At 67.0% G+C, this 19381-nt stretch carries 18 protein-coding genes; 10 read left to right on the top strand and 8 right to left on the bottom strand.

Annotated features, from left to right (window positions below):
- Positions 1–154: 154 nt before the first annotated feature.
- On the bottom strand, positions 155–1975 hold the full coding sequence (locus tag LSI54_RS10165) for an ABC transporter permease (protein ID WP_241478291.1): 1821 nt from the start codon (positions 1973–1975) through the stop codon (positions 155–157).
- A complete protein-coding gene (locus LSI54_RS10160; RefSeq protein WP_241465186.1) occupies positions 1965–2972 on the bottom strand; it encodes an ABC transporter ATP-binding protein in 1008 nt (335 codons plus the stop codon). The genes LSI54_RS10165 and LSI54_RS10160 overlap by 11 nt, the downstream gene beginning before the upstream one ends.
- A gap of 208 nt (positions 2973–3180) precedes the next feature.
- On the opposite strand from LSI54_RS10160, the gene LSI54_RS10155 reads away from it, so the two are divergent.
- From LSI54_RS10155 to LSI54_RS10140, 4 genes are all read left to right on the top strand, one after another.
- Positions 3181–3888 (top strand): ABC transporter ATP-binding protein, encoded by a 708-nt coding sequence (locus LSI54_RS10155; protein WP_241465185.1) that lies wholly within the window; start codon positions 3181–3183, stop codon positions 3886–3888.
- On the top strand, positions 3885–5180 hold the full coding sequence (locus LSI54_RS10150; RefSeq protein WP_241465184.1) for an ABC transporter permease: 1296 nt from the start codon (positions 3885–3887) through the stop codon (positions 5178–5180). The genes LSI54_RS10155 and LSI54_RS10150 overlap by 4 nt, the downstream gene beginning before the upstream one ends.
- Positions 5181–5238: 58 nt before the next feature.
- A complete protein-coding gene (locus LSI54_RS10145) occupies positions 5239–5898 on the top strand; it encodes a DUF4064 domain-containing protein (RefSeq protein ID WP_241470406.1) in 660 nt (219 codons plus the stop codon).
- 122 nt (positions 5899–6020) lie between these two features.
- A complete protein-coding gene (locus tag LSI54_RS10140; protein WP_241476549.1) occupies positions 6021–7538 on the top strand; it encodes an MFS transporter in 1518 nt (505 codons plus the stop codon).
- Here LSI54_RS10140 and LSI54_RS10135 read toward each other — a convergent pair.
- Complete coding sequence (locus LSI54_RS10135; RefSeq protein ID WP_241465181.1) at positions 7522–7863, bottom strand: hypothetical protein; 342 nt, start codon at positions 7861–7863, stop codon at positions 7522–7524. The two genes, LSI54_RS10140 and LSI54_RS10135, sit on opposite strands and share 17 nt — an antisense overlap.
- 166 nt (positions 7864–8029) lie before the next feature.
- Here LSI54_RS10135 and LSI54_RS10130 point away from each other — a divergent pair, with 166 nt between their 5' ends.
- The 4 genes from LSI54_RS10130 (at position 8030) to LSI54_RS10115 (ending at position 11861) form a co-directional block, all read left to right on the top strand.
- Complete coding sequence (locus tag LSI54_RS10130) at positions 8030–8665, top strand: hypothetical protein (RefSeq protein ID WP_241465180.1); 636 nt, start codon at positions 8030–8032, stop codon at positions 8663–8665.
- A gap of 161 nt (positions 8666–8826) precedes the next feature.
- A complete protein-coding gene (locus LSI54_RS10125; protein WP_241470663.1) occupies positions 8827–9588 on the top strand; it encodes an exodeoxyribonuclease III in 762 nt (253 codons plus the stop codon).
- 137 nt (positions 9589–9725) lie between these two features.
- The gene (gene trpS / locus LSI54_RS10120) at positions 9726–10733 is read left to right on the top strand and encodes a tryptophan--tRNA ligase (protein WP_342357815.1); all 1008 of its coding nucleotides are present in this window, start codon (positions 9726–9728) and stop codon (positions 10731–10733) included.
- An 18-nt stretch (positions 10734–10751) separates the two neighbouring features.
- Positions 10752–11861, top strand: coding sequence for a YihY/virulence factor BrkB family protein (locus LSI54_RS10115; RefSeq protein WP_241465179.1), 1110 nt, complete (start codon positions 10752–10754; stop codon positions 11859–11861).
- Between the two features lie 17 nt (positions 11862–11878).
- Here the strand turns inward: LSI54_RS10115 and LSI54_RS10110 are convergent, their stop codons facing one another.
- From LSI54_RS10110 to sdhC, 5 genes are all read right to left on the bottom strand, one after another.
- Entirely contained in the window at positions 11879–12880 is a 1002-nt protein-coding gene (locus tag LSI54_RS10110; protein WP_241478290.1) for a hypothetical protein, read from the bottom strand.
- 97 nt (positions 12881–12977) lie between these two features.
- Positions 12978–13766: a succinate dehydrogenase iron-sulfur subunit gene (locus tag LSI54_RS10105; RefSeq protein ID WP_241465177.1), complete on the bottom strand. Its 789-nt coding sequence runs from the start codon at positions 13764–13766 to the stop codon at positions 12978–12980.
- Positions 13766–15553: a succinate dehydrogenase flavoprotein subunit gene (gene sdhA, locus LSI54_RS10100; protein WP_241465176.1), complete on the bottom strand. Its 1788-nt coding sequence runs from the start codon at positions 15551–15553 to the stop codon at positions 13766–13768. Before sdhA ends, LSI54_RS10105 begins: the two co-directional genes overlap by 1 nt.
- 79 nt (positions 15554–15632) lie before the next feature.
- On the bottom strand, positions 15633–16139 hold the full coding sequence (locus LSI54_RS10095; protein ID WP_241465175.1) for a succinate dehydrogenase hydrophobic membrane anchor subunit: 507 nt from the start codon (positions 16137–16139) through the stop codon (positions 15633–15635).
- 2 nt (positions 16140–16141) lie between these two features.
- Positions 16142–16528 carry a succinate dehydrogenase, cytochrome b556 subunit gene (sdhC, locus tag LSI54_RS10090; protein ID WP_342357756.1) on the bottom strand — a complete coding sequence of 129 codons (387 nt, stop codon included), beginning with the start codon at positions 16526–16528 and terminating at the stop codon, positions 16142–16144.
- Positions 16529–17003: 475 nt separating this feature from the next.
- Here sdhC and LSI54_RS10085 point away from each other — a divergent pair, with 475 nt between their 5' ends.
- Positions 17004–18134, top strand: coding sequence for a mannose-1-phosphate guanylyltransferase (locus LSI54_RS10085; protein WP_241465174.1), 1131 nt, complete (start codon positions 17004–17006; stop codon positions 18132–18134).
- A 19-nt stretch (positions 18135–18153) separates the two neighbouring features.
- Complete coding sequence (locus tag LSI54_RS10080; RefSeq protein WP_241465559.1) at positions 18154–19371, top strand: amidohydrolase; 1218 nt, start codon at positions 18154–18156, stop codon at positions 19369–19371.
- Positions 19372–19381 lie beyond the last annotated feature (10 nt).

Below are 19381 nucleotides of genomic sequence, written 5' to 3'. Positions count from 1 at the left end.
CAAGGTTGCTCGGATCACCACAATGAGATCACTCGCACTGTGATGCAGAACACATCACAGTCAGGATAGGCCTCCTACGTCAATAGTTCAAGAAAACAATGATTGAGATTCTCAAGGACGCTGCCTGCCACCCACCGGGCTTTGGGTCAGGAGGTCAGCGGAGGAAGAGCTTCTTCATCCGGTACGTGGTCAGCGCCAGCCCGGCGACGATCATCACCAGGTAGTAGCCGATGTGCACCAGGGTCAGGCCGCTGAAGTCCCAGAAGGCGATGTCGCGCATCAGCTCCACCGCGTGCCACAGCGGCAGCGCCTGGATGAACGCCTGGACCCCGACGGGGTAGACGCTGATCGGAAACAGCGTGGCCGAGAAGAGGAACATCGGCATCAGCACCATCATCATCCAGTCCATCTGCTGGAACCGGGTCATGAACGAGGTCACCGCCATCCCGACCGAGGCGAAGCCCAGGGCGACGAAGAGCGCGGTGAACCACATCAGCACCGCGGCCAGCGGGTCCACCAGTCCGCCGACCAGCAGCACGCCGAGGAAGCCCAGCGCGTAGAGCCCGCCGCGGAAGAGCGCCAGGCAGATCTCGCCCACTGCCACATCCACCGGGCCCAGCGAGGTGGACATCATGGTGCGGTAGAGCTTGGTGATCTTGAGCTTGAAGAACACGTTCCAGGTGGAGTCGAAGATCGCGCCGTTCATCGCCGAGACCGCAAGCAGCGCCGGGGCGATGAACGCGGCATAGCTGATCGTCCCGCCGCCGCTGAGTCCCACCTGCTCGGCGTCGACCCCGGCGATCATCGGGGAGATCCCCAGGCCGAAGGAGGTCAGGAACAGCACCGGCTCGAGCAGGCCGGAGAGGAAGATGACCCCGCGGTTGTTCCGGATCGCGGTCAGGCCGCGGCCGAACACCGCGCGGATGTTGCCGGAGTAGTAGTTCGCGCCGAACCCGCCGCGAAACGAGATCCGCGGCAGCTCGCCGCGTGACGCAGGAGCGGTCTCAGCGGCAGCCGAGCGTGCGACGTCGGACGCGTCCTTCACAGCGAGCCGGTCCTGGCGCCTGGCGTCGGCCTTGGCACCGGGGGTCCGGCCCCGCCACTCTTCCAGGCCCAGCCGGCGGGTGAAGATCCGCACCGTCACCAGCCAGGCTGTCACGGTGATGCCCAGCAGGTAGAGCACATGGACCACGATCAGCCAGGCCGGCGTGGGCTGGCCGAAGGCGAGCACCCGGCCCAGCTCATTGGCGTGCCAGATGGGGGAGAACCAGCCGAGGACCTGCAGGAAGCCCGGAAGGTTCGTCAGCGGATAGAAGGTGCCGGAGAACAGGAAGAGCGGCATGATGACGAACCGCTGGATCAGCGACATCTGCCCCTTCTCATCGCGCAGCGTGGACACGTACGCCATGATCGGCAGCCCGATCGCCAGCCCGCCCAGCATCGCGCTGACGATCATCAGCACTCCCAGCGGGGAGCTGATGGCGCCGAAGAGGTAGAGCACCACCGTGAAGACCGCCGCGTGGATGCCGAAGCGCACGCTGACCGCCAGGATGTGGCCCGAGGCGATCTGGCCCGGGCTCAACGGGGAGGCCTGGGCGCCGTAGTAGAGGCGCCGCCATTTGAACCCTTCCATCACCGGGAAGGTGAACTCGATGCCTGCGGCCATGGCCACGGTGGAGGCGAGGATCGCCGGGGCGATGTACATCAGGTAGCTGCTCGCGCCGTACTCGGCGAAGTCGCCGCCCTCGCCCACCAGCACGCCGAGGCCCAGGCCCATGGCCAGGATGTACATGATCGGCTGGCTCACCGAGGAGAAGATGATCACGGTGCCATAGGCCCGCATGCTGCGCAGCGTGCGCTCGGCCTGGTGCAGCGCGCCGAAGCGGCGGGCTCTGCCGGCCATCGCCTGCTTGTCCGCGGCGGGGCTGGCTGGGCCCTTCAGCGCGGGGTCCGCGGTCAGGGGATCAGTCGACAAGGGTCCTCCCGGTCAGTCGCAGGAAGACATCCTCCAGGGAGGAGCGGCGCACCAGAGACGTCATCGGACGCAGACCTGCGGCGTGGATCTGCTCCAGCGCAGATTCGGCGGAGCCGGCGTAGACGAGCAGCCGGTCGGGCAGCACCTCCACATGGCTGAAGCCGACGTCGCGACCCGCGGTCGCGGATCCATTCGAAGACACCGGGTCGTTCGAAGACGCAGGACCGGGGGAGCCGAGCAGCGTGGTGAGCTGCTGGGCCTGCTCCTGGTTACGGTCCATGCCGAAGCGCAGCTCGAGCACCTCACGGGTCGAATGGTCACGGATCAGCCCAGCGGGGGAGCCCTCCGCCATGATCCGTCCCTCATCCACCACGATCAGGCGCTCGCAGAGCTGTTCGGCCTCATCCATATGGTGGGTGGTGAGCACCAGCGTGGTCCCGGATTCGCGCAGCCGGAAGAGCCGGTCCCAGAGGATGTGCCGCGCCTGCGGGTCCAGTCCGGTGGTGGGCTCATCGAGCAGCAGGATCTCCGGCTCGTTGACCAGCGCGCGGGCGATGGTCAACCGGCGCTTCATGCCGCCGGAGAGGTCCTCCACCCGGGAGGTCGCCTTATGGGTGAGCTGGGCGAACTCGAGCAGCTCTTCGGTCTTGGCGCTGAGCCAGCGGCGCGGCAGCCCGAAATAGCGGCCATACATGATGATGTTCTCCCGGACGCTGAGCTCCTCGTCCAGGTTGTCCTGCTGCGGGATCACCCCCAGTCGTGCCCGGACCTCAGGTCCGTTCTTCTCCGGATCCAGCCCGGCCACGGACATCGTGCCAGCGCTGCGCGAGGCCACGGCGGCGATCATCCGCATGGTGGTGGACTTGCCTGCGCCGTTGGGTCCGAGCAGGCCGAAGGACTCCCCCCGATTCACCGTGAAATCGATGCCGTCCACGGCGGTGAAATCGCCGTAACGTTTGGTCAGACCTGTGGCGCGGATCGCATGTTCGACGGGCATGAAAGGCAGTGTACTCGTGGTGAAGATCCCTGGTGAGAGCGCGATCGGCGCATTGTCGCAGAGTCTGTGCCCCGGAGAGGTTCATCCTTTGGGCCGATGTCTCGGGCAGTGTCATCCGCGAGAATGAACAGGTAGTTCCAACTTCTCGCGGCAGGTCCTCTTCGCGGCAGGTCTGCCCAGCACCTCTGAGCACGATGAAAGGCCATCAATGTCCACCCCAGTTCTCGAGACCGAGAACCTCGTCAAGGTCTACGGCAAGGGCGCAACCCGTTTCGACGCGCTCAAGGGCCTGACCTTCGAGATCCACGAGGGCGAATCTGTTGCCATCGTGGGCAAGTCAGGTTCCGGCAAGTCCACTCTCATGCATCTGCTGGCGCTTCTCGATGAGCCCACCTCCGGAGTCGTCGCGCTGGGCGGTGAGCCGGTGACCGCGCTGAAGCCCAAGAAGGTCTCCCAGCTGCGCAACGAGTCCTTCGGGTTCGTGTTCCAGCAGTTCTTCCTCAACCCCAACCAGACGGTGCTGGAGAACATCACCCTGCCGCTGAAGATCGCCGGGATGGGCAAGTCTGAGCGCAACCGTCGCGGCATGGAGGTGCTGGAGCAGCTGGACATGGCCGACAAGGCCAAGAACAAGGCGACCAACCTCTCCGGCGGCCAGAAGCAGCGGGCCTGCATCGCCCGCGCCCTGGTCAACAGGCCCGCGGTGCTCTTCGCCGATGAGCCAACCGGCAACCTGGACACCGTCACCTCGGAGATCGTCGAAGACATCCTCTTCGGGCTGCACCGTGATCACGGCATCACCCTGGTGGTCGTCACCCACGATGAGGACCTGGCCGCGAAGTGCCAGCGCCGGCTCATGATGCAGGACGGCGAGATCGTCGCCGAAGAGCACGGCGCCACGGGGGTGCACGCATGAGGTCAGTCGACGTCGCACGCACCGCGCTGGGCAACACCTTCCGCTCGAAGCTGCGCACCGCCCTGACGGTGGTCGCCATCGTCATCGGCTCCTTCACCCTGACCCTGACCTCGGGGCTGGGCGCGGGAGTCAACAAGTATGTGGACACGGTGGTCGCCGGCTTCGGCGGCTCTTCGCAGATGTTCGTCATGAGCACCGGCGCCTCTGACGCCGCGCCGACCGATGGTCCGGCCGAATACGACCCGGAGGCCGCAGCAAGTTCCGGCGGCATGTTCGGACCGGGTTCCGGCGGTGGTGTGCTCACCGACTCTGACATCGAGTCGATCGAGGAGATCGACAACGTCTCAGCCGTCGACCCGATGGTCTTCGTCTCACCTGACTACCTCGAGACGCCCGACGGTGCGCAGTACGCCATGGAGCTCGACGTGCCGGCGAATGCGCTGGGACTCGAGCTTGAAGCCGGCGAGGCGCCCGGTGAGGACGGGATGGAGCTCAGCATCCCGGCCGAGTGGCTCACCATCTTCGACACCGAGGACGCCGAACAGGTCCTTGGCGAGACAGTGCAGATCGGCATCAGCAATGTGACCGGTGAGCAGACCGCGGTGGAGGCCGAGATCGTCGGAGTCTCCGAGGAGGCGCTCTCCGGGATCGGAGCCACCCCCATGCCCTCACGGGAGCTGAACCAGGAGCTCAACGACCTCTCCATGGAGGGCTACGAGGGCCAGGCCCAGAACGCCTACACGATGGCGGTGGTCGACGTGGACGACCTCGAGGCCAATGAGCAGGGCATCAAGGACGCGCTCACCGAGCAGGACCTCCTCGGACTGACCGTGGAGGACCAGATCGGCGCCGTCCAGGGCGTGATCGACGCCGTCTCCTGGGTGCTCTCCGGATTCGGCCTGATCGCGCTGCTCGCGGCAAGCTTCGGCATCGTGAACACGCTGCTGATGTCGGTGCAGGAACGCACCCGCGAGATCGGTCTGATGAAGGCGATGGGCATGTCCAGCGGAAAGGTCTTCGGGCTCTTCTCCATGGAGGCCGTGGTCATCGGCATCCTGGGTTCGATCATCGGCGTGGTGCTCGGACTCGGGGCCGGGATTCTCGGCAACGCCTGGCTCACCGGTGACGGCGGCCCGCTGGGAGCAGTGGCCGGACTGACGCTCTTCGCGGTGGATCCGCTGGCCATCGCCGGGATCATCGCGCTGATCGTCTTCATCGCCTTCCTGGCAGGCACGCTTCCCGCCGCGAGGGCGGCGAAGAAGGACCCGATCGAGGCGCTTCGGTACGAGTGACGACGGCCCGCTGGGCCTAAGGTGAGTCGTGAACACAAACTGTGAACAAGGAGCAGATATGAGCAACCCTCCCTACGGAGACCAGCCCGCCGGCTTCCCCGGCAATGAGCCGGGCAGCCAGCCGGGCAGCCAGCCCGGCGGTTACGGCGGCAACCAGCCCGGCGGCTACGGCGGCAACCAGCCCGGCGGCTTCCCCGGTGGTGAGCCCACCTCGAAGTACGGCACCGACCCCTATGCGCCCGGCGCCTACGGCGGGCCGATCGCGGAGCCCAGGAAGTACAGCCTGCTCAAGACCCTGACCCTGGTCTCGCTCGCGATCTATGTGCTGAGCGCGCTGCCGGGGCTGTTCATGAGCGACGACCTGCTCCGGCAGGAACTGATGAACACCGCCGAGCAGCAGGGGGCGACCGGGCAGGAAGCCGCGGACTTGGCCGAGATGATGCTGGGCCTCACCACGGCCCTCGTCTGGGTCACACTGATCATCGGCGTCGGGCTGTACCTGCTGGTGTTCTTCGGACTCAGGAAGAACAAGAACTGGGCACGGATCACCGGCATCGTCTTCGCGATCCTCGGCATCCTGTTCACCCTGTTCGGCGTCATCGGCGCCGACCTGCTGACACTGGTGCTCGTGCTGGTCCACGTGGGCGTCGCCGTCTACTGGCTGGTGCTGGCCTTCAGCACCGAGGTCAAGACCTACCTGGCACAGTTCCGCCGGTAGTCATCACTTCTCGCTCTGCGGGGGCGCTCCTTCACGGGGGCGCCCCCGCTCTGCGTCAGCGGGCATGTCACGGGACACCTCGAGGGCGAGTCGCGAGAGTGTTGCGGCGATAGGGTGAACGGGTGAATCAGACCTCTGCCACGGGCAGCTCGCGCCGCATGATGACGGCGATGTTCCTGCCGCTCTTCGCGGCGCTGCTGAGCATCAGCATCGTCAACGTCGCCCTGCCCGCCATCGAGGAGAGCCTCAGCGCCACCTCGGCGGATCTGCAGTGGGTGCTCTCCGGCTACGCGCTGGCCTTCGGCATGGCGCTGGTCCCTGCAGGCCGCGCGGGAGACATCTGGGGCCGACGCGGCCTCTTCATGTTCGGCGTGGTGCTCTTCGGGGCCGCCTCCCTGGGCGCCGCGCTGGCGATGAACCCGCTGGTGCTCAACCTTGCCCGGGTCTTCATGGGGTTCGCAGCCGGCATCCTGACCCCGCAGATCATCGGGATGATCCAACGTCTCTTCACCGGACCCGCGCGCGGGCGGGCCTACGGGATGATGGGCACCATCATCGGGGTCGCAGTAGCTGCGGGGCCCGCGCTGGGCGGACTGATCATCGACACCACCGGGTCAGACCTCGGCTGGCGGATGACCTTCCTGATCAACGTCCCGGTCACCGTCATCGCGCTGATCGCCATCGTGCGCTGGCTCCCGAAGACCCTGGACGACGCCGAGGCGCTCAGCCCCGCTGATCTCCCCGATCCTGCCGAGCGACCTGGGCCCGCCGCGCCGGGGGCCGCCAGCCCCGTGTCGGCCGCCCGAGGCATCGCACGGCTGGACCCGCTAGGAGTGGTGCTGCTCAGCATCGCGGTGCTGCTGCTGATGCTGCCCTTCATCGCGTTCCGCAGCCTGCTCGGCGGGCTTCTGGCCGTGGCCGGCCTCGGCGTGCTGGTGCTGTGGGCGCTCTGGGAGCGCAGGCTCGGCCGCCGCGACGCAGCAGCCCCGATGGTCAATCTGTCGCTGTTCACCCTGCCCAGCTACACGCTGAACTCGCTGGTGCTGGGCCTGTACTTCGCGGGCATGCCGGCCACCTGGGCGGTGGTCGCGGTCTACGTGCAGCAGGGCCGCGGGGAGGGTGCGCTGATCGCCGGGCTGGTCACGCTGCCCAGCGCCGTGATGGTCATGCTGCTCTCCTCGCGGGTGGGCCAGGCGGTGGACCGCAAGGGCCCCCGCATGCTGGTCAGCGGGACCATCTCCGGCGTCGTCGCGATGCTCTCACTGGCGGGCGCCGCCGCACTGATGGTGACCCCCTACGGGTCGCTGTGGCTGATCGGGGCAGCGCTGGCGGTCGTCGGGCTCTCCCAGGCGCTGATCATCCCCAGTGCACAGACGCTCTCGATGCGGGAGGTTCCAGAGTCCATGGCGGGAGCCGCCGGGGGCGTGGCGCAGACGGCGCAGCGGGTGTCCACCGCGATCGGCATCGCGGTGGTCACCGGCGTCTACTTCTCGGTCAGCGCCGAGCAGGGCCACCAGTCAGCAATCGTCACCAGCTCCCTGGTGATCGCCGGACTGATGCTGACCTCGGTGGCGGCTGCGCTCTTCGCCGCCCGGCGGGCCCGGCAGGCGCTGGAGAACCCGGTCAGCGCAGGCGGGTGACCGGGCGCAGATCCTTGCCGGTCACATAGGCCGGGGCGCCCGCGAAGATCTCGGCGCGCTCGGGGGAGTCCTCCCAGGCCTGCTCCGCCTGCGCGAACTCCTCACGATCACCGAAGCGGCTGACGAACCAGGTCAGCTCGTCCATGCCGTCGGAGAGCCAGATCGACTCCACCGTGAACCCGCGCTCCTCCCGCGCCGGAATGACCTTCTTGGTCAGGAAGCTGACGAACTCCTGCGCCAGCGCCGGGTCCAGCGCGTAGCGGCGCATGTATGTGGTGCGCTCGGGTGCATCCGCGGGGCGGGAAGTCTCGGGTTGTGCGGCCATCAGGTCCTCCTGGATCGTTGGGACAGCTCTGGGCGACGTTCCTGACCATCATTTCAGACGTGAGCGACGCTCGGATGATCAGGTTTCACCCGGTCTGCGGCAGGAAACCTGTGCCAGGACGAGGGCGATTCGCCATGACGCCGTGATCGCAGGGATAATCAGGCGCATGAGTTCTCAGCAGTCACTGCCCACAGGCGGCGCATCTGGCGCGCAGGAAACCCTCAAAAACTTCGGCCGGCGCACCTCCGGCATCAGCTTCGCGGTGATGATCACCGTGCTGCTGGTGGCGCTGGTCTTCGCCGCGAACCAGAACGACGTGATCGGCTGGATCATCGCCGTCATCGCCGGAGGCTGGCTGCTTCTGGCCACCGTGCTGGTGATCTCGGTGCGCACCGGAGCCAAGAAGTTCGGCCAGACGCTGGACTCGGCGCGCGCCGACGCGGCCTCCCGCCGTGCCGACACGCTCGGCGGCACCGCCGTGGTCGACGAGGACACCCACGCGCGGAACCTGAAGCTCGATCACTCCTTCAAGATCGTCCAGGTGCAGAAGCGGGTCATCACCCAGGAGCTCGCCAAGGGTGGCGAGGCTGACCTGGCGATGGTGGACCGGGCGCTGGACACCATCGAGATGACCGCCGGCAACGGCCGAGACATGCTCTCCGAACACGTCGGCCGCGGCGCAGGCGACACCGGGCAGGATCACCGCGGCGGGTCCAGTCAGCATCGCGAAGGCGACGCACGCCGCGCGAAGAACCGCAACAACGACGACGACCGGCCCATCACCGGCGAGATCGTCAACTGAAAGGACCCGACGTGACCGAGACTTCCAACGGCGCAGCGACTTCCGCAGAAGCACCAGACTTCGGTGAGCACCCGCACCGCATCGTCGATCCCAAGCCCGACCAGCAGACCCGGATCGCCTCGGTCAACGTCAACGGGATCCGCGCGGCGCACCGCAAGGGCATGGGTGAATGGCTGGCAGAGCGCGAGATCGACATCCTCGCGCTCCAAGAGGTCCGGGCCGACGAGGAGATCCTCACCAAACTCGTCACCGACATGACCGAGCCCCTGGGGGAGACCTGGCACGTCCACGAATATGAGGCCGCCGACAAGGGTCGGGCCGGCGTCGCGATCATCTCGCGCAACGCACCGATCGCCACCCGCAACGGCATCGGCGAGGGGCATCCCGAGGACGACGGCCGCTGGATCGAAGCCGACTATGAGCTCGGCGACGGCTCCACGCTGACCGTGGTCAGCGTCTACGTGCACTCCGGCGAGGTGGGCACCACCAAGCAGGAGCACAAGATGCGGTTCCTGCAGTACATGACCGAGTACCTGCCGAAGCTGGCCCAGCGCACCGATCACCTGCTGGTGATGGGAGACCTCAACGTGGGCCACCGTGAGCTGGACATCAGGAACTGGAAGGGCAACGTGAAGAACTCCGGCTTCCTGCCCGAGGAGCGCGCCTACTTCGATGCCTATTTCGGTGAGCTCGGCTTCTGCGACGTCGCCCGTTCCCTGGCCGGCGAGGTCGAGGGGCCCTACACCTGGTGGTCCTACCGCGGGAAGGCCTTCGACAACGACACCGGATGGCGGATCGATTACCACATGGCCACCCCGGGCCTCGCCGAGCTGGCCGGCAACCTGCAGGTCGACCGGGCGCAGGACTACTCGCTGCGCTGGTCCGACCATGCCCCGCTGGTGGTGGACTACAAGCTGCCCTGACGCCGGGCTGCACGATCCAGGGCTCTTCCGGCCACGGTGAGCCCGCTTCCCGCATTGCGGCGGACAAGCCGCTAGCCTGACTCGTGACCCGACACTCTGCGGCACGACACTCTTCCCGACGACACGAAGGAACTGCTGTGACTGAGCGCGTACTCTCCGGGATGCAGCCCTCGGCTGACTCCCTGCACCTGGGAAACTATCTGGGAGCGCTGGTCAACTGGGTGAAGATGCAGGAGCGCTACGACGCCTTCTTCTTCATCCCGGACATGCACGCGATCACCGTGCACCAGGACCCGGCCGAGCTGCGCACCCGGGTGCGCCGGACCGCGGCCCAGTACATCGCCGGGGGCCTCGACGTCGAGCGCTCCACGGTCTTCGTGCAGTCCCATGTTCCCGAACACGCCCAGCTGGGCTGGATCATGACCTGCCTGACCGGAATGGGGGAGGCCGCGCGGATGACCCAGTTCAAGGACAAGTCGGCCAGAGAGGGTGCCGACGCGGCCGGCGTCGGGCTCTTCACCTACCCGATGCTGCAGGCGGCAGACATCCTGCTCTACCAGCCCCACGGGGTGCCGGTCGGGCAGGACCAGAAGCAGCATGTGGAGCTCTCGCGGAACCTGGCCCAGCGCTTCAACCACCGCTATGGGGAGACCTTCCGGGTGCCGGAGCCGCTGATCCCGGACGCCGGGGCGCGGATCTATGACCTGCAGAATCCCACTGCGAAGATGTCCAAGTCCGCCGCCTCGCCCGCCGGGCTGCTGAACCTCATGGACACCGACAAGCAGATCGCGAAGAAGATCAAGTCAGCAGTGACCGACGACGGCACCGAGATCCGTTTCGACCAGGCCGAGAAGCCGGGGGTCTCGAATCTGTTGAGCATCTATTCTGCGCTCACCGACCGCCCGGTGCTTGAGATCGTCGAGGAGTATCAGGGCCGGATGTACGGCCATCTGAAGGTGGAGCTGGCCGAGGTGGTCGTGGCGAAGCTCGGCCCGATCCGTGACCGCACCGAGGAGCTGCTCGAAGATCCGGCGCAGCTCGACGCGCTGCTGGCCACCGGCGCGGCGAAGGCGCGGGCCGTGGCGGGGGAGACCCTCGCCGAGGTGTACGACAAGGTCGGCTTCCTCCCGGCGAGCCCGCAGTGAGCCGACAGTGAGCCTGCGGTGAACGAGGACCCCTCCAGGCTGCGACCACGGACCGGCGGGCACGGTCTGATCGCCGGACACGCGCGAGCCGCCGCGAAGGCGATGAATGATCGCGAGGAGGTCTCGGGGATGGTCAACCCGCTGGACCTCGAGGCTCTGCGGCGTCGCGAGGTCAAGGCCCGACGCGCCCGGGGCCACGCCCGCAGGGAGGGTCGCGGCCGCGCATCCATGTTCGGGCCGACCGTGTTCTGGGGGCTCACCCGACTCGACACCACCCGCGGGATGCGGATCCTGAACCTCTTCCTGTTCCACTACGGAACGGTGATGGCCGCCGGTGCGGCGTACATGATGTTCTTCTCCGTCTCGGCCGCGCTGGTGGCCGGGTTCTCCGTGGCGGGCCTCGTCATCGGCGGGAACAAGGAGCTGCAGAACACGATCGTGGATCTGACCAATGATGCGTTGCCCGGGCTGATCGGCGAAGACGGGCTTGCCACGCAGGAACAGCTCTTCGACACCGGGGGCTTCGGCCTCACCCTGGTGGTCTCGCTGCTGGTGGCTATGGTGGCCTCGCTGAGCTGGATCAACGGGCTGCGTTCCGGGATCCGAAGCATCTTCGACCGTCCGCTCATGGATGAGAACGTGCTGGTGGTCAAGTCTCGGGACCTCGGGGTGATGCTGCTGCTGGGCACGATGCTGTTGGCCGCCACAGCCACCAGCCTGATCTCAGAATCGGTGCTGGAGTTCAGCGAGCGGGTGCTGGGCTGGAACCTGAACGTGCTTCAAGGACTGGTCGGCACCGTGATCACACTGGCCGTGCCGCTGATCCTCGACGTGCTGGTCGCGATCCTGATCTTCCGCGTGGCCTCACGAGTGGTGATGCCGGTCTCGGTGCTCTGGCGGGCGGCGCTGCTCGCCGCCGTCGGCTCCTCGATGCTGCGCCAGCTCTCCACGTTCCTGCTCAGCGGGGTCGAAGGCGGAAACCTGATCGTGTCATCCTTCGCCACCGTGCTGGGCTTCTTCATCTACTTCTTCCTGCTCAGTCTGATCTACCTGCTCTGCGCGTCCTGGGCGGCGCTGGCCACCGATGCCCGCAGCCGCCGTCTCGGACCCGTCGCGGCCGCCCGCTGAGGCGGCGCAGGGGTGCTTCAGCGCCGGACGGTGCGCGGGAAGAGTGAATCGACCACGTGGCGAGCCGCGTCCCGGGGCTCACCGGACCAGGGGAAGTGGTGCATCGAGACCATCGGGCTGGCGTTGATCTCGAGCACCGAGGCTGCGTGGACGTCGCCGTCACCGCGGGGCAGCAGCACGTCGAATCCGACGATGCGGAGTCCGCGCAGAGCCCGCGCCGCGCGCTCCACGAGTTCACGCTCCTCGTCGCGAATCTCGTCCGTGGCGTCGACCGCGTCTCCTCCCGTATGCAGGTTAGAGGTGCTTCTCAGGTAGACGCGCTCCGCCGCCCTCGGGACCGTGTCGGGCCGGTAGCCGTGGCGGTCCAGGTACTCGCGCGCGACGGAGTCGATGACCAGGTCCTTGTGGATCGGGCCGCGGTCGCGGTTCTTCGCCCTGACCAGGTCGCTGATGCTGGTGCGCCCGTCGCCGAGGACGCTTGCGGGCCGGCGCTGGGTCGCCGCCACCAGGCTGCCCTCGACCACCAGGCAGCGGTGCTCCACTCCGGTGTAGAACTCCTCCACCAGGATCTGGCTGCTCGCTGCGGCGACCCGGTGGAAGGCCGTGTGAAACTCGTCCTCGGTCGCGATGCCGGCGTGGACGTTCTGGCCCTGCCGACCGTTGTGCGGCTTGATCACGCTCCTGGTGAAGGGCGACGCCCAGGCCCAGGCGCGCGCAGACTCCGAGACGCCGAAGACCGCGTTCTCCGGGGCGCTGATCTTGAGGTCGCGGAAGAGACGGCTGGACACGTCCTTGTAGGAGGCGATCTTCTTGAGCAGGTCATCGTTGTGGTTCGTGCTTCCGCCGGCCCAGGTGCGCATGCGCCCCTGGTGCTCCAGCACCATCCGGCTGCTGCTGGTGGCCCTGCGCACGGTGATGCCACGGTCCAGCGCCTCCGCGGCCACGACGATGTTCGTGAAGTTCGTCCGGCCCACTCCGACATCGATCAGATGTCGGGCGGCCTCGTCGTATCTGTCCATGAGCTCACCTAACCGGTTCCGGGAGGGGGATGCAAAAAGAGGTGGGGCGGAGGGCGCATCGACCGCGCCCGCCACCCCACCTCTTGATGAGCGGGTACTACATGCTGCGGGTCAGCACCGCACGCTTGACCTCTTGGATGGCCTTGGTGACCTCGATGCCGCGGGGGCAGGCGTCGGTGCAGTTGAAGGTGGTGCGGCAGCGCCACACGCCCTCTTTGTCGTTGAGGACCTCCAGGCGCATGTCGCCGGCGTCGTCGCGGGAGTCGAAGATGAACCGGTGTGCGTTGACGATGGCCGCCGGACCGAAGTACTGTCCATCGGTCCAGAAGACCGGGCAGGAGGAGGTGCAGGCGGCGCAGAGGATGCACTTGGTGGTGTCGTCGAAGCGCTCGCGCTCCTCCGGGGACTGGATCCGCTCGCCGGTCGGGGCCGGGGAGTTGTTCACCATGAAGGGCATGATCTCGCGGTAGGACTGGAAGAAGGGCTCCATGTCCACGATCAGGTCCTTCTCCACGGGCAGGCCCTTGATCGGCTCGACCAGGATCGGCTTGGAGGTGTCCAGGTCCTTGAGCAGCACCTTGCAGGCCAGCCGGTTGCGACCGTTGATGCGCATGGCATCGGAGCCGCAGACGCCGTGGGCGCAGGACCGGCGGAACGTCAGGGATCCGTCGATCTCCCACTTGACCTTGTGCAGGGCGTCCAGCACACGGTCGGTGCCGTACATGGTGATCGTCCATTCGTCCCAGCGGGCGTCGTCGGAGAACTCCGGGTCATAGCGGCGCACCTGCAGAGTCACGTCAAAGCTGGGGACCTCCCCGCCGCCGGTGCTCTGGGCCAGGTCGATCTTGGAAGCGGGCTCTGCGGCTTCTGTGGTGGGGGTGCTCATCAGTACTTACGCTCCATCGGCTCGTAACGGGTGAAGACGACCGGCTTGGTGTCGGCGCGGATCCCGTGCGTGCCCTCAGTCGAGGACTCGGTATCCAGGTACATCATCGAGTGGAGCATGAAGTTCTCGTCATCACGCTCCGGGAAGTCCTCGCGGTAGTGTCCGCCGCGGGATTCCTTGCGGTGCAGGGCTGCCACGGTCATGACCTCGGCCATGTCCAGCAGGAAGCCGAGCTCCACGGCCTCGAGCAGGTCGAGGTTGAATCGCTTGCCCTTGTCCTGGATCTGCACGCCCTTATAGCGTTCGCGCAGGTCAGCGATGACCGCGAGGGCTTCCTTGATGGTGTCCTCGGAGCGGAACACCTGCATGTTCGCGTCCATGGTCTCCTGCAGCTCCGAGCGCAGGGTGGAGACGCGCTCTCCGCCGGTGCTGGCACGCATCGCGTTGAGCTGGTTCTCGGTGAACGCCGTCGGGTTCTCCGGCAGCTCCACGAACTCAGCGGTGGCGGCGTACTCGGCGGCGGCCAGGCCGGCGCGCTTGCCGAACACGTTGATGTCCAGCAGCGAGTTGGTGCCCAGGCGGTTGGAGCCATGCACCGAGACGCAGGCGACCTCGCCGGCGGCGAAGAGGCCGGGCACGATGGTGTCGTTGTCCTGCAGGACCTCAGACTTCACCGTGGTGGGCACACCGCCCATGGCGTAGTGGCAGGTCGGGAAGACCGGCACCGGCTCGGTGTAGGGCTCCACGCCGAGGTAGGTGCGGGCGAACTCGGTGATGTCGGGAAGCTTCGCATCGATGTGCGCCGGCTCCAGGTGGGTCAGGTCCAGCAGCACGTAGTCCTTGTTCGGACCGGCGCCGCGGCCTTCACGCACCTCGTTGGCCATCGACCGGGCGACGATGTCACGCGGAGCGAGGTCCTTGATCGTGGGGGCGTAGCGCTCCATGAAGCGCTCACCCTCGGAGTTGCGCAGGATGCCTCCCTCGCCGCGAGCGGCTTCGGAGAGCAGGATCCCCAGCCCGGCGAGCCCGGTCGGGTGGAACTGCACGAACTCCATGTCCTCCAGCGGGATGCCTGCGCGGTAGGCCAGGGCCATGCCGTCGGCGGTCAGCGTGTGCGCGTTGGAGGTGGTCTTGAAGATCTTGCCCAGACCGCCGGTGGCGAAGACCACGGACTTGGCCTGGAAGACGTGGATCTCACCGTTGGCCAGATCATAGGAGACGACGCCGGCCGTCTTCTTCTGCGTGTAGGTGGTGCCGTCTTCACGGGTCACCTCTTCGTCCACGGTGAGCAGATCGAGCACGTAGTACTCGTTGTAGAACTCGACGTTGTGCTTCACGCAGTTCTGATACAGCGTCTGCAGGATCATGTGACCGGTGCGGTCAGCGGCGTAGCAGGCGCGGCGCACGGCGGCTTTGCCGTGGTCGCGGGTGTGCCCGCCGAAGCGGCGCTGGTCGATCTTGCCCTCGGGGGTGCGGTTGAAGGGCAGGCCCATCTTCTCCAGGTCGAGCACGGCGTCGATGGCCTCTTTGGCCATGACCTCGGCTGCATCCTGGTCCACCAGATAGTCCCCGCCCTTGACGGTGTCAAAGGTGTGCCACTCCCAGTTGTCCTCTTCGACGTTGGCCAGTGCGGCGCACATGCCGCCCTGTGCCGCGCCGGTGTGGGACCGGGTGGGGTAGAGCTTGGTCAGCACGGCAGTGTGGGCGCGCTGGCCGGACTCGATGGCCGCGCGCATTCCGGCGCCGCCGGCGCCGACGATGACGACGTCGTACTTGTGAACCTGCATCAGCTTGTGGCTCTCTTTTCTTGGTGTTCGGAAGCATGAGAACGCGCAGAGGTGCGCACCGGGGTGGACCCGGTCGGCATCAGACGTTCTGGCAGAAGGAGGGTGACGACTCGAGGAGCTGGCCGGAGTTGTCGAGCAGGCAGGGCTCGAAGGTGAAGATGACCATGGTGCCCAGCACGATGATGACGATCACCGAGAGGTAGAGGATGGACTTCAGCCACATCCGCGTGGAGTCCTTCTCGGCATAGTCATTGATGATGGTGCGCATGCCGTTGCCGCCATGGAGCATCGCCAGCCAGAGCATGGCCAGGTCCCAGAACTGCCAGACCGGGTTTGCCCACTTGCCCGCGACGAAGCCGAAGTCGATCTGGTGGATGCCCTCGCCGACCAGCAGGTTCACTGCAAGGTGGACGAAGATCAACACCACGAGAGCGGCGCCGGAGACGCGCATGAAGACCCAAGCGGCCATCTCGAAGCTGCCGGACTTCGAGGACCCGCTGCGCAGGTACTTGGGGTCGATCCGCCCGGAGCGGGGAGCCTCGATGCCCTGGGCGGGCAGGAGGGCGTCAGATTTAGTGGTGGTCATTTTCAGAACCCTCCCCAGCCTTCGAAGAACAGCATCAAGTGGCGGACGGTGAATCCGATCATCGTGATGACCCAGAGGCCCATCACGGTCCACAGCATCTGGCGGTGGTAGCGGGTGCCCTGGGACCAGAAGTCGACCAGGATGATCCGCAGACCGTTGAAAGCGTGGAAGACGATCGCGCCGACGAGGCCGATCTCACCGACGATCATGATCGGGTTCTTATACGCGCCGATCACCGCGTCGTAGGCCTCTGGCGATACTCGCACGAGAGACGTGTCGAGTACGTGGACCAGGAGGAAGAAGAAGATCCCGACACCCGTGATCCGGTGTCCTACCCAGGACCACATACCTTCCCGGCCTTTATAGAGGGTGCCCTTTGTCTGCGTCACCTGTCATTACCTCCCTGCATCGTTGCATGGCGTTCCGCGCCGCACAGTTACGTACGTATGTTCTTCGCTGCGGCGGTGCGGAAACCGTGACGCCGGCGCGAGTCTGTTGTCAGTTACCAGACTAGAGCACCGCGGCAGCCGATGCGGCTCGTGGTGCGCTCCAGGAGGCTTTGTTGCGCGGCTCGGCGCACACCTGATCCAGGCTCGGAGGCGAAATGACAGTCCGATCCAAATGACTTCTACAACGTGTAGAAAAGCCGCAATGTGAGGACGCAATTCCGAAATGAGCTCTCAGGCCAGCCGACGCGAGTCTCGTCGCCCTGACCGCATGCCGTCTCGCAGCTCGTCTCGCGGCTCCCCGCGCAGCTTCTCTCGCAGGCTCCGCGGGCGGGCCGACGCGCACCCGACGCGCACCCGACGCGCACCCGCTGCGCGGCTGGCCTGGCTGAGCGGCCGATGGGTCTACCCTGGGGAGGTGACTTCACAGGCAGCTTTGGACAAGTTCTACACGGTGATCCCCGCCGGCGGAGTGGGCACGCGACTGTGGCCGCTCTCGCGGGCCAGCGCCCCGAAATTCCTCCACGACCTCACGGGCTCGGGCACCACGCTGATCCGCGGGACCTACGAGCGGCTCGCGCCGCTGACCGGCAGGCGCGTGATGGTGGTCACCGGAGAGTCACACCGTGAAGCCGTGCGGGTGCAGATCCCCGAGCTCGATGAGAACGACCTCGTGCTCGAATCCGAGCCCAAGGACTCCGCCGCCGCCATCGGGCTGGCCGCGGCCATCCTGCACCTGCGTGACCCCGAGATCATCATGGGCTCCTTCGCCGCCGACCAGGTCATCGCCCCGGTGGAGATCTTCCAGGAGGCTGTGCGCGAGGCCGTGGCCACCGCTGCGACAGGCAAGATCGTCACCATCGGCATCGCCCCCACCCACCCCTCCACCGGCTTCGGCTATATCCGCCGCGGCGCCGCTCTGAAGGTCGACGGCGCCCCGATCCAGGACGCACCGAACGCCCGGGACGTCGCGGAGTTCGTCGAGAAGCCCGGCCAGGAGCTCGCCGAGAAGTATGTCGACTCCGGAGAGTACCTGTGGAACGCCGGGATGTTCGTGGCCCCGGTTGCGCTGCTGCTGGACCACCTCGCTCGGGCGGAGCCGACTCTCTACGCGGGCCTCATCGAGATCGCCGCCGCCTGGGGAACACCGCAGCAGACCGAGGTCACCGCGCGGGTCTGGCCCGAGCTTCCCAAGATCGCCATCGACTACGCCGTGGCCGAGCCCGCCGCGGCCGCCGGCGATGTCGCCGTGATCCCCGGGAACTTCACCTGGGACGACGTCGGGGACTTCGCCGCCATCGCCCGGCTGAACCCGGCACGGGAGCAGGAGTCGATGACCGTGCTGGGGGAGAAGGCCCGGGTCTACTCGGACCAGTCCTCCGGCGTCGTCGTCTCTGACACCCAGCGCGTGGTGGCCCTGATCGGAGTCGAGAACATCGTCGTGGTGGACACCCCCGACGCGCTGCTGGTGACCACCACCGACCACGCGCAGTCGGTCAAGCAGGCCGTGGAGGCGCTCAGAGCGCAGGGAGAATCCGATGTCCTCTGAGCCTGCTCGCCGCACGGTGATGCTCAAAGCCGCCCACGCCTCGGCCGCCGAGGTCGTCGATGATCTCGAAGCGACGCTGGTCGCGATGCGTCGGGACCTGCACGCCCATCCCGAGCTGTCCTGGAAGGAAGAGCGCACCACGGAGAAGCTCGCCGCCGCGCTGCGCGCCGTCGGGCTGGAGCCGGAGCTGATGCCAGAGACCACCGGGCTCTACGTGGACGTCGGCGCCGGCGAGTTCGCTGCCGGATTCCGCGGGGACATCGACGCGCTGCCGGTCGGCGAGCTCACCGACCTGCCCTTCGCCTCCACCCACCCGGGCGTCACCCACGCCTGCGGCCACGACATCCACACCACCGTCGCACTCGGCGTCGCGCTGAGCCTGCAGCAGCTGCACCAGCACCGGATCACCGACGGCGACCCGGCGGGTCTGGGCGCCAAGGTCCGCGTCATCTTCCAGCCCGCCGAAGAGACCATGCCCGGAGGTGCTCTGGAGATGGTGCGCCAAGGCGTGCTGGAACCGCTGCCCCGGATCTTCGCGCTGCACTGCGACCCGCGCATCGAGGTCGGCATGATCGGGACCCGCATCGGCGCGATCACCTCCGCTGCCGACGTGGTCCGGATCAACGTCACCGGCCGCGGGGGTCACACCTCCCGGCCCCACCTGACCGAGGACATGGTCTCCGCCCTGGCGCACATCGCCTCCACCGTCCCCGCCGTGCTCTCCCGCCGCGTGGACGTGCGCTCCGCGGTCTCGCTGGTCTGGGGCCAGATCGAGGCCGGCAGCGCGCACAACGCGATCCCCTCCAGCGGCACCCTGGTCGGGACCATGCGGATCCTCGACGCCGAGGCCTGGCGCGACGCCGGCAAGCTCCTCGATGAGATCGTCGAGCAGGTCGCCGCCCCCTGGGGGGTGGACGTGGAGCTGGAGCACATCCGCGGCGTGCCTCCGGTGATCAACAATGAGCGCGAGACCACACTGCTGGAGCACGCCGGCCGCGAGGTGCTGGGCTCCGAGGGACTGGAGCTGGCCCCGCAGTCCATGGGCGGGGAGGACTTCGCCTGGATGACCCAGGAGCTTCCCGGGGCGATGTTCCGGCTCGGGACGAAGACCCCGGGCGGCATCGACTTCGATCTGCACCGCGGCGACTACGTCCCGGACGAGCGATGCATCGGCTACGGCACCAAGATCATGGTCACCACGGCGCTCAGCGCGATCAACGAGCTCCGCCGGGACTAGCCTCCTCCCG

The organism is Nesterenkonia sp. AY15, from assembly GCF_022565855.1.
In the GTDB taxonomy this organism is placed as follows: Bacteria; Actinomycetota; Actinomycetes; order Actinomycetales; family Micrococcaceae; genus Nesterenkonia.
This window is presented reverse-complemented; position numbering and strand designations above follow the sequence as displayed.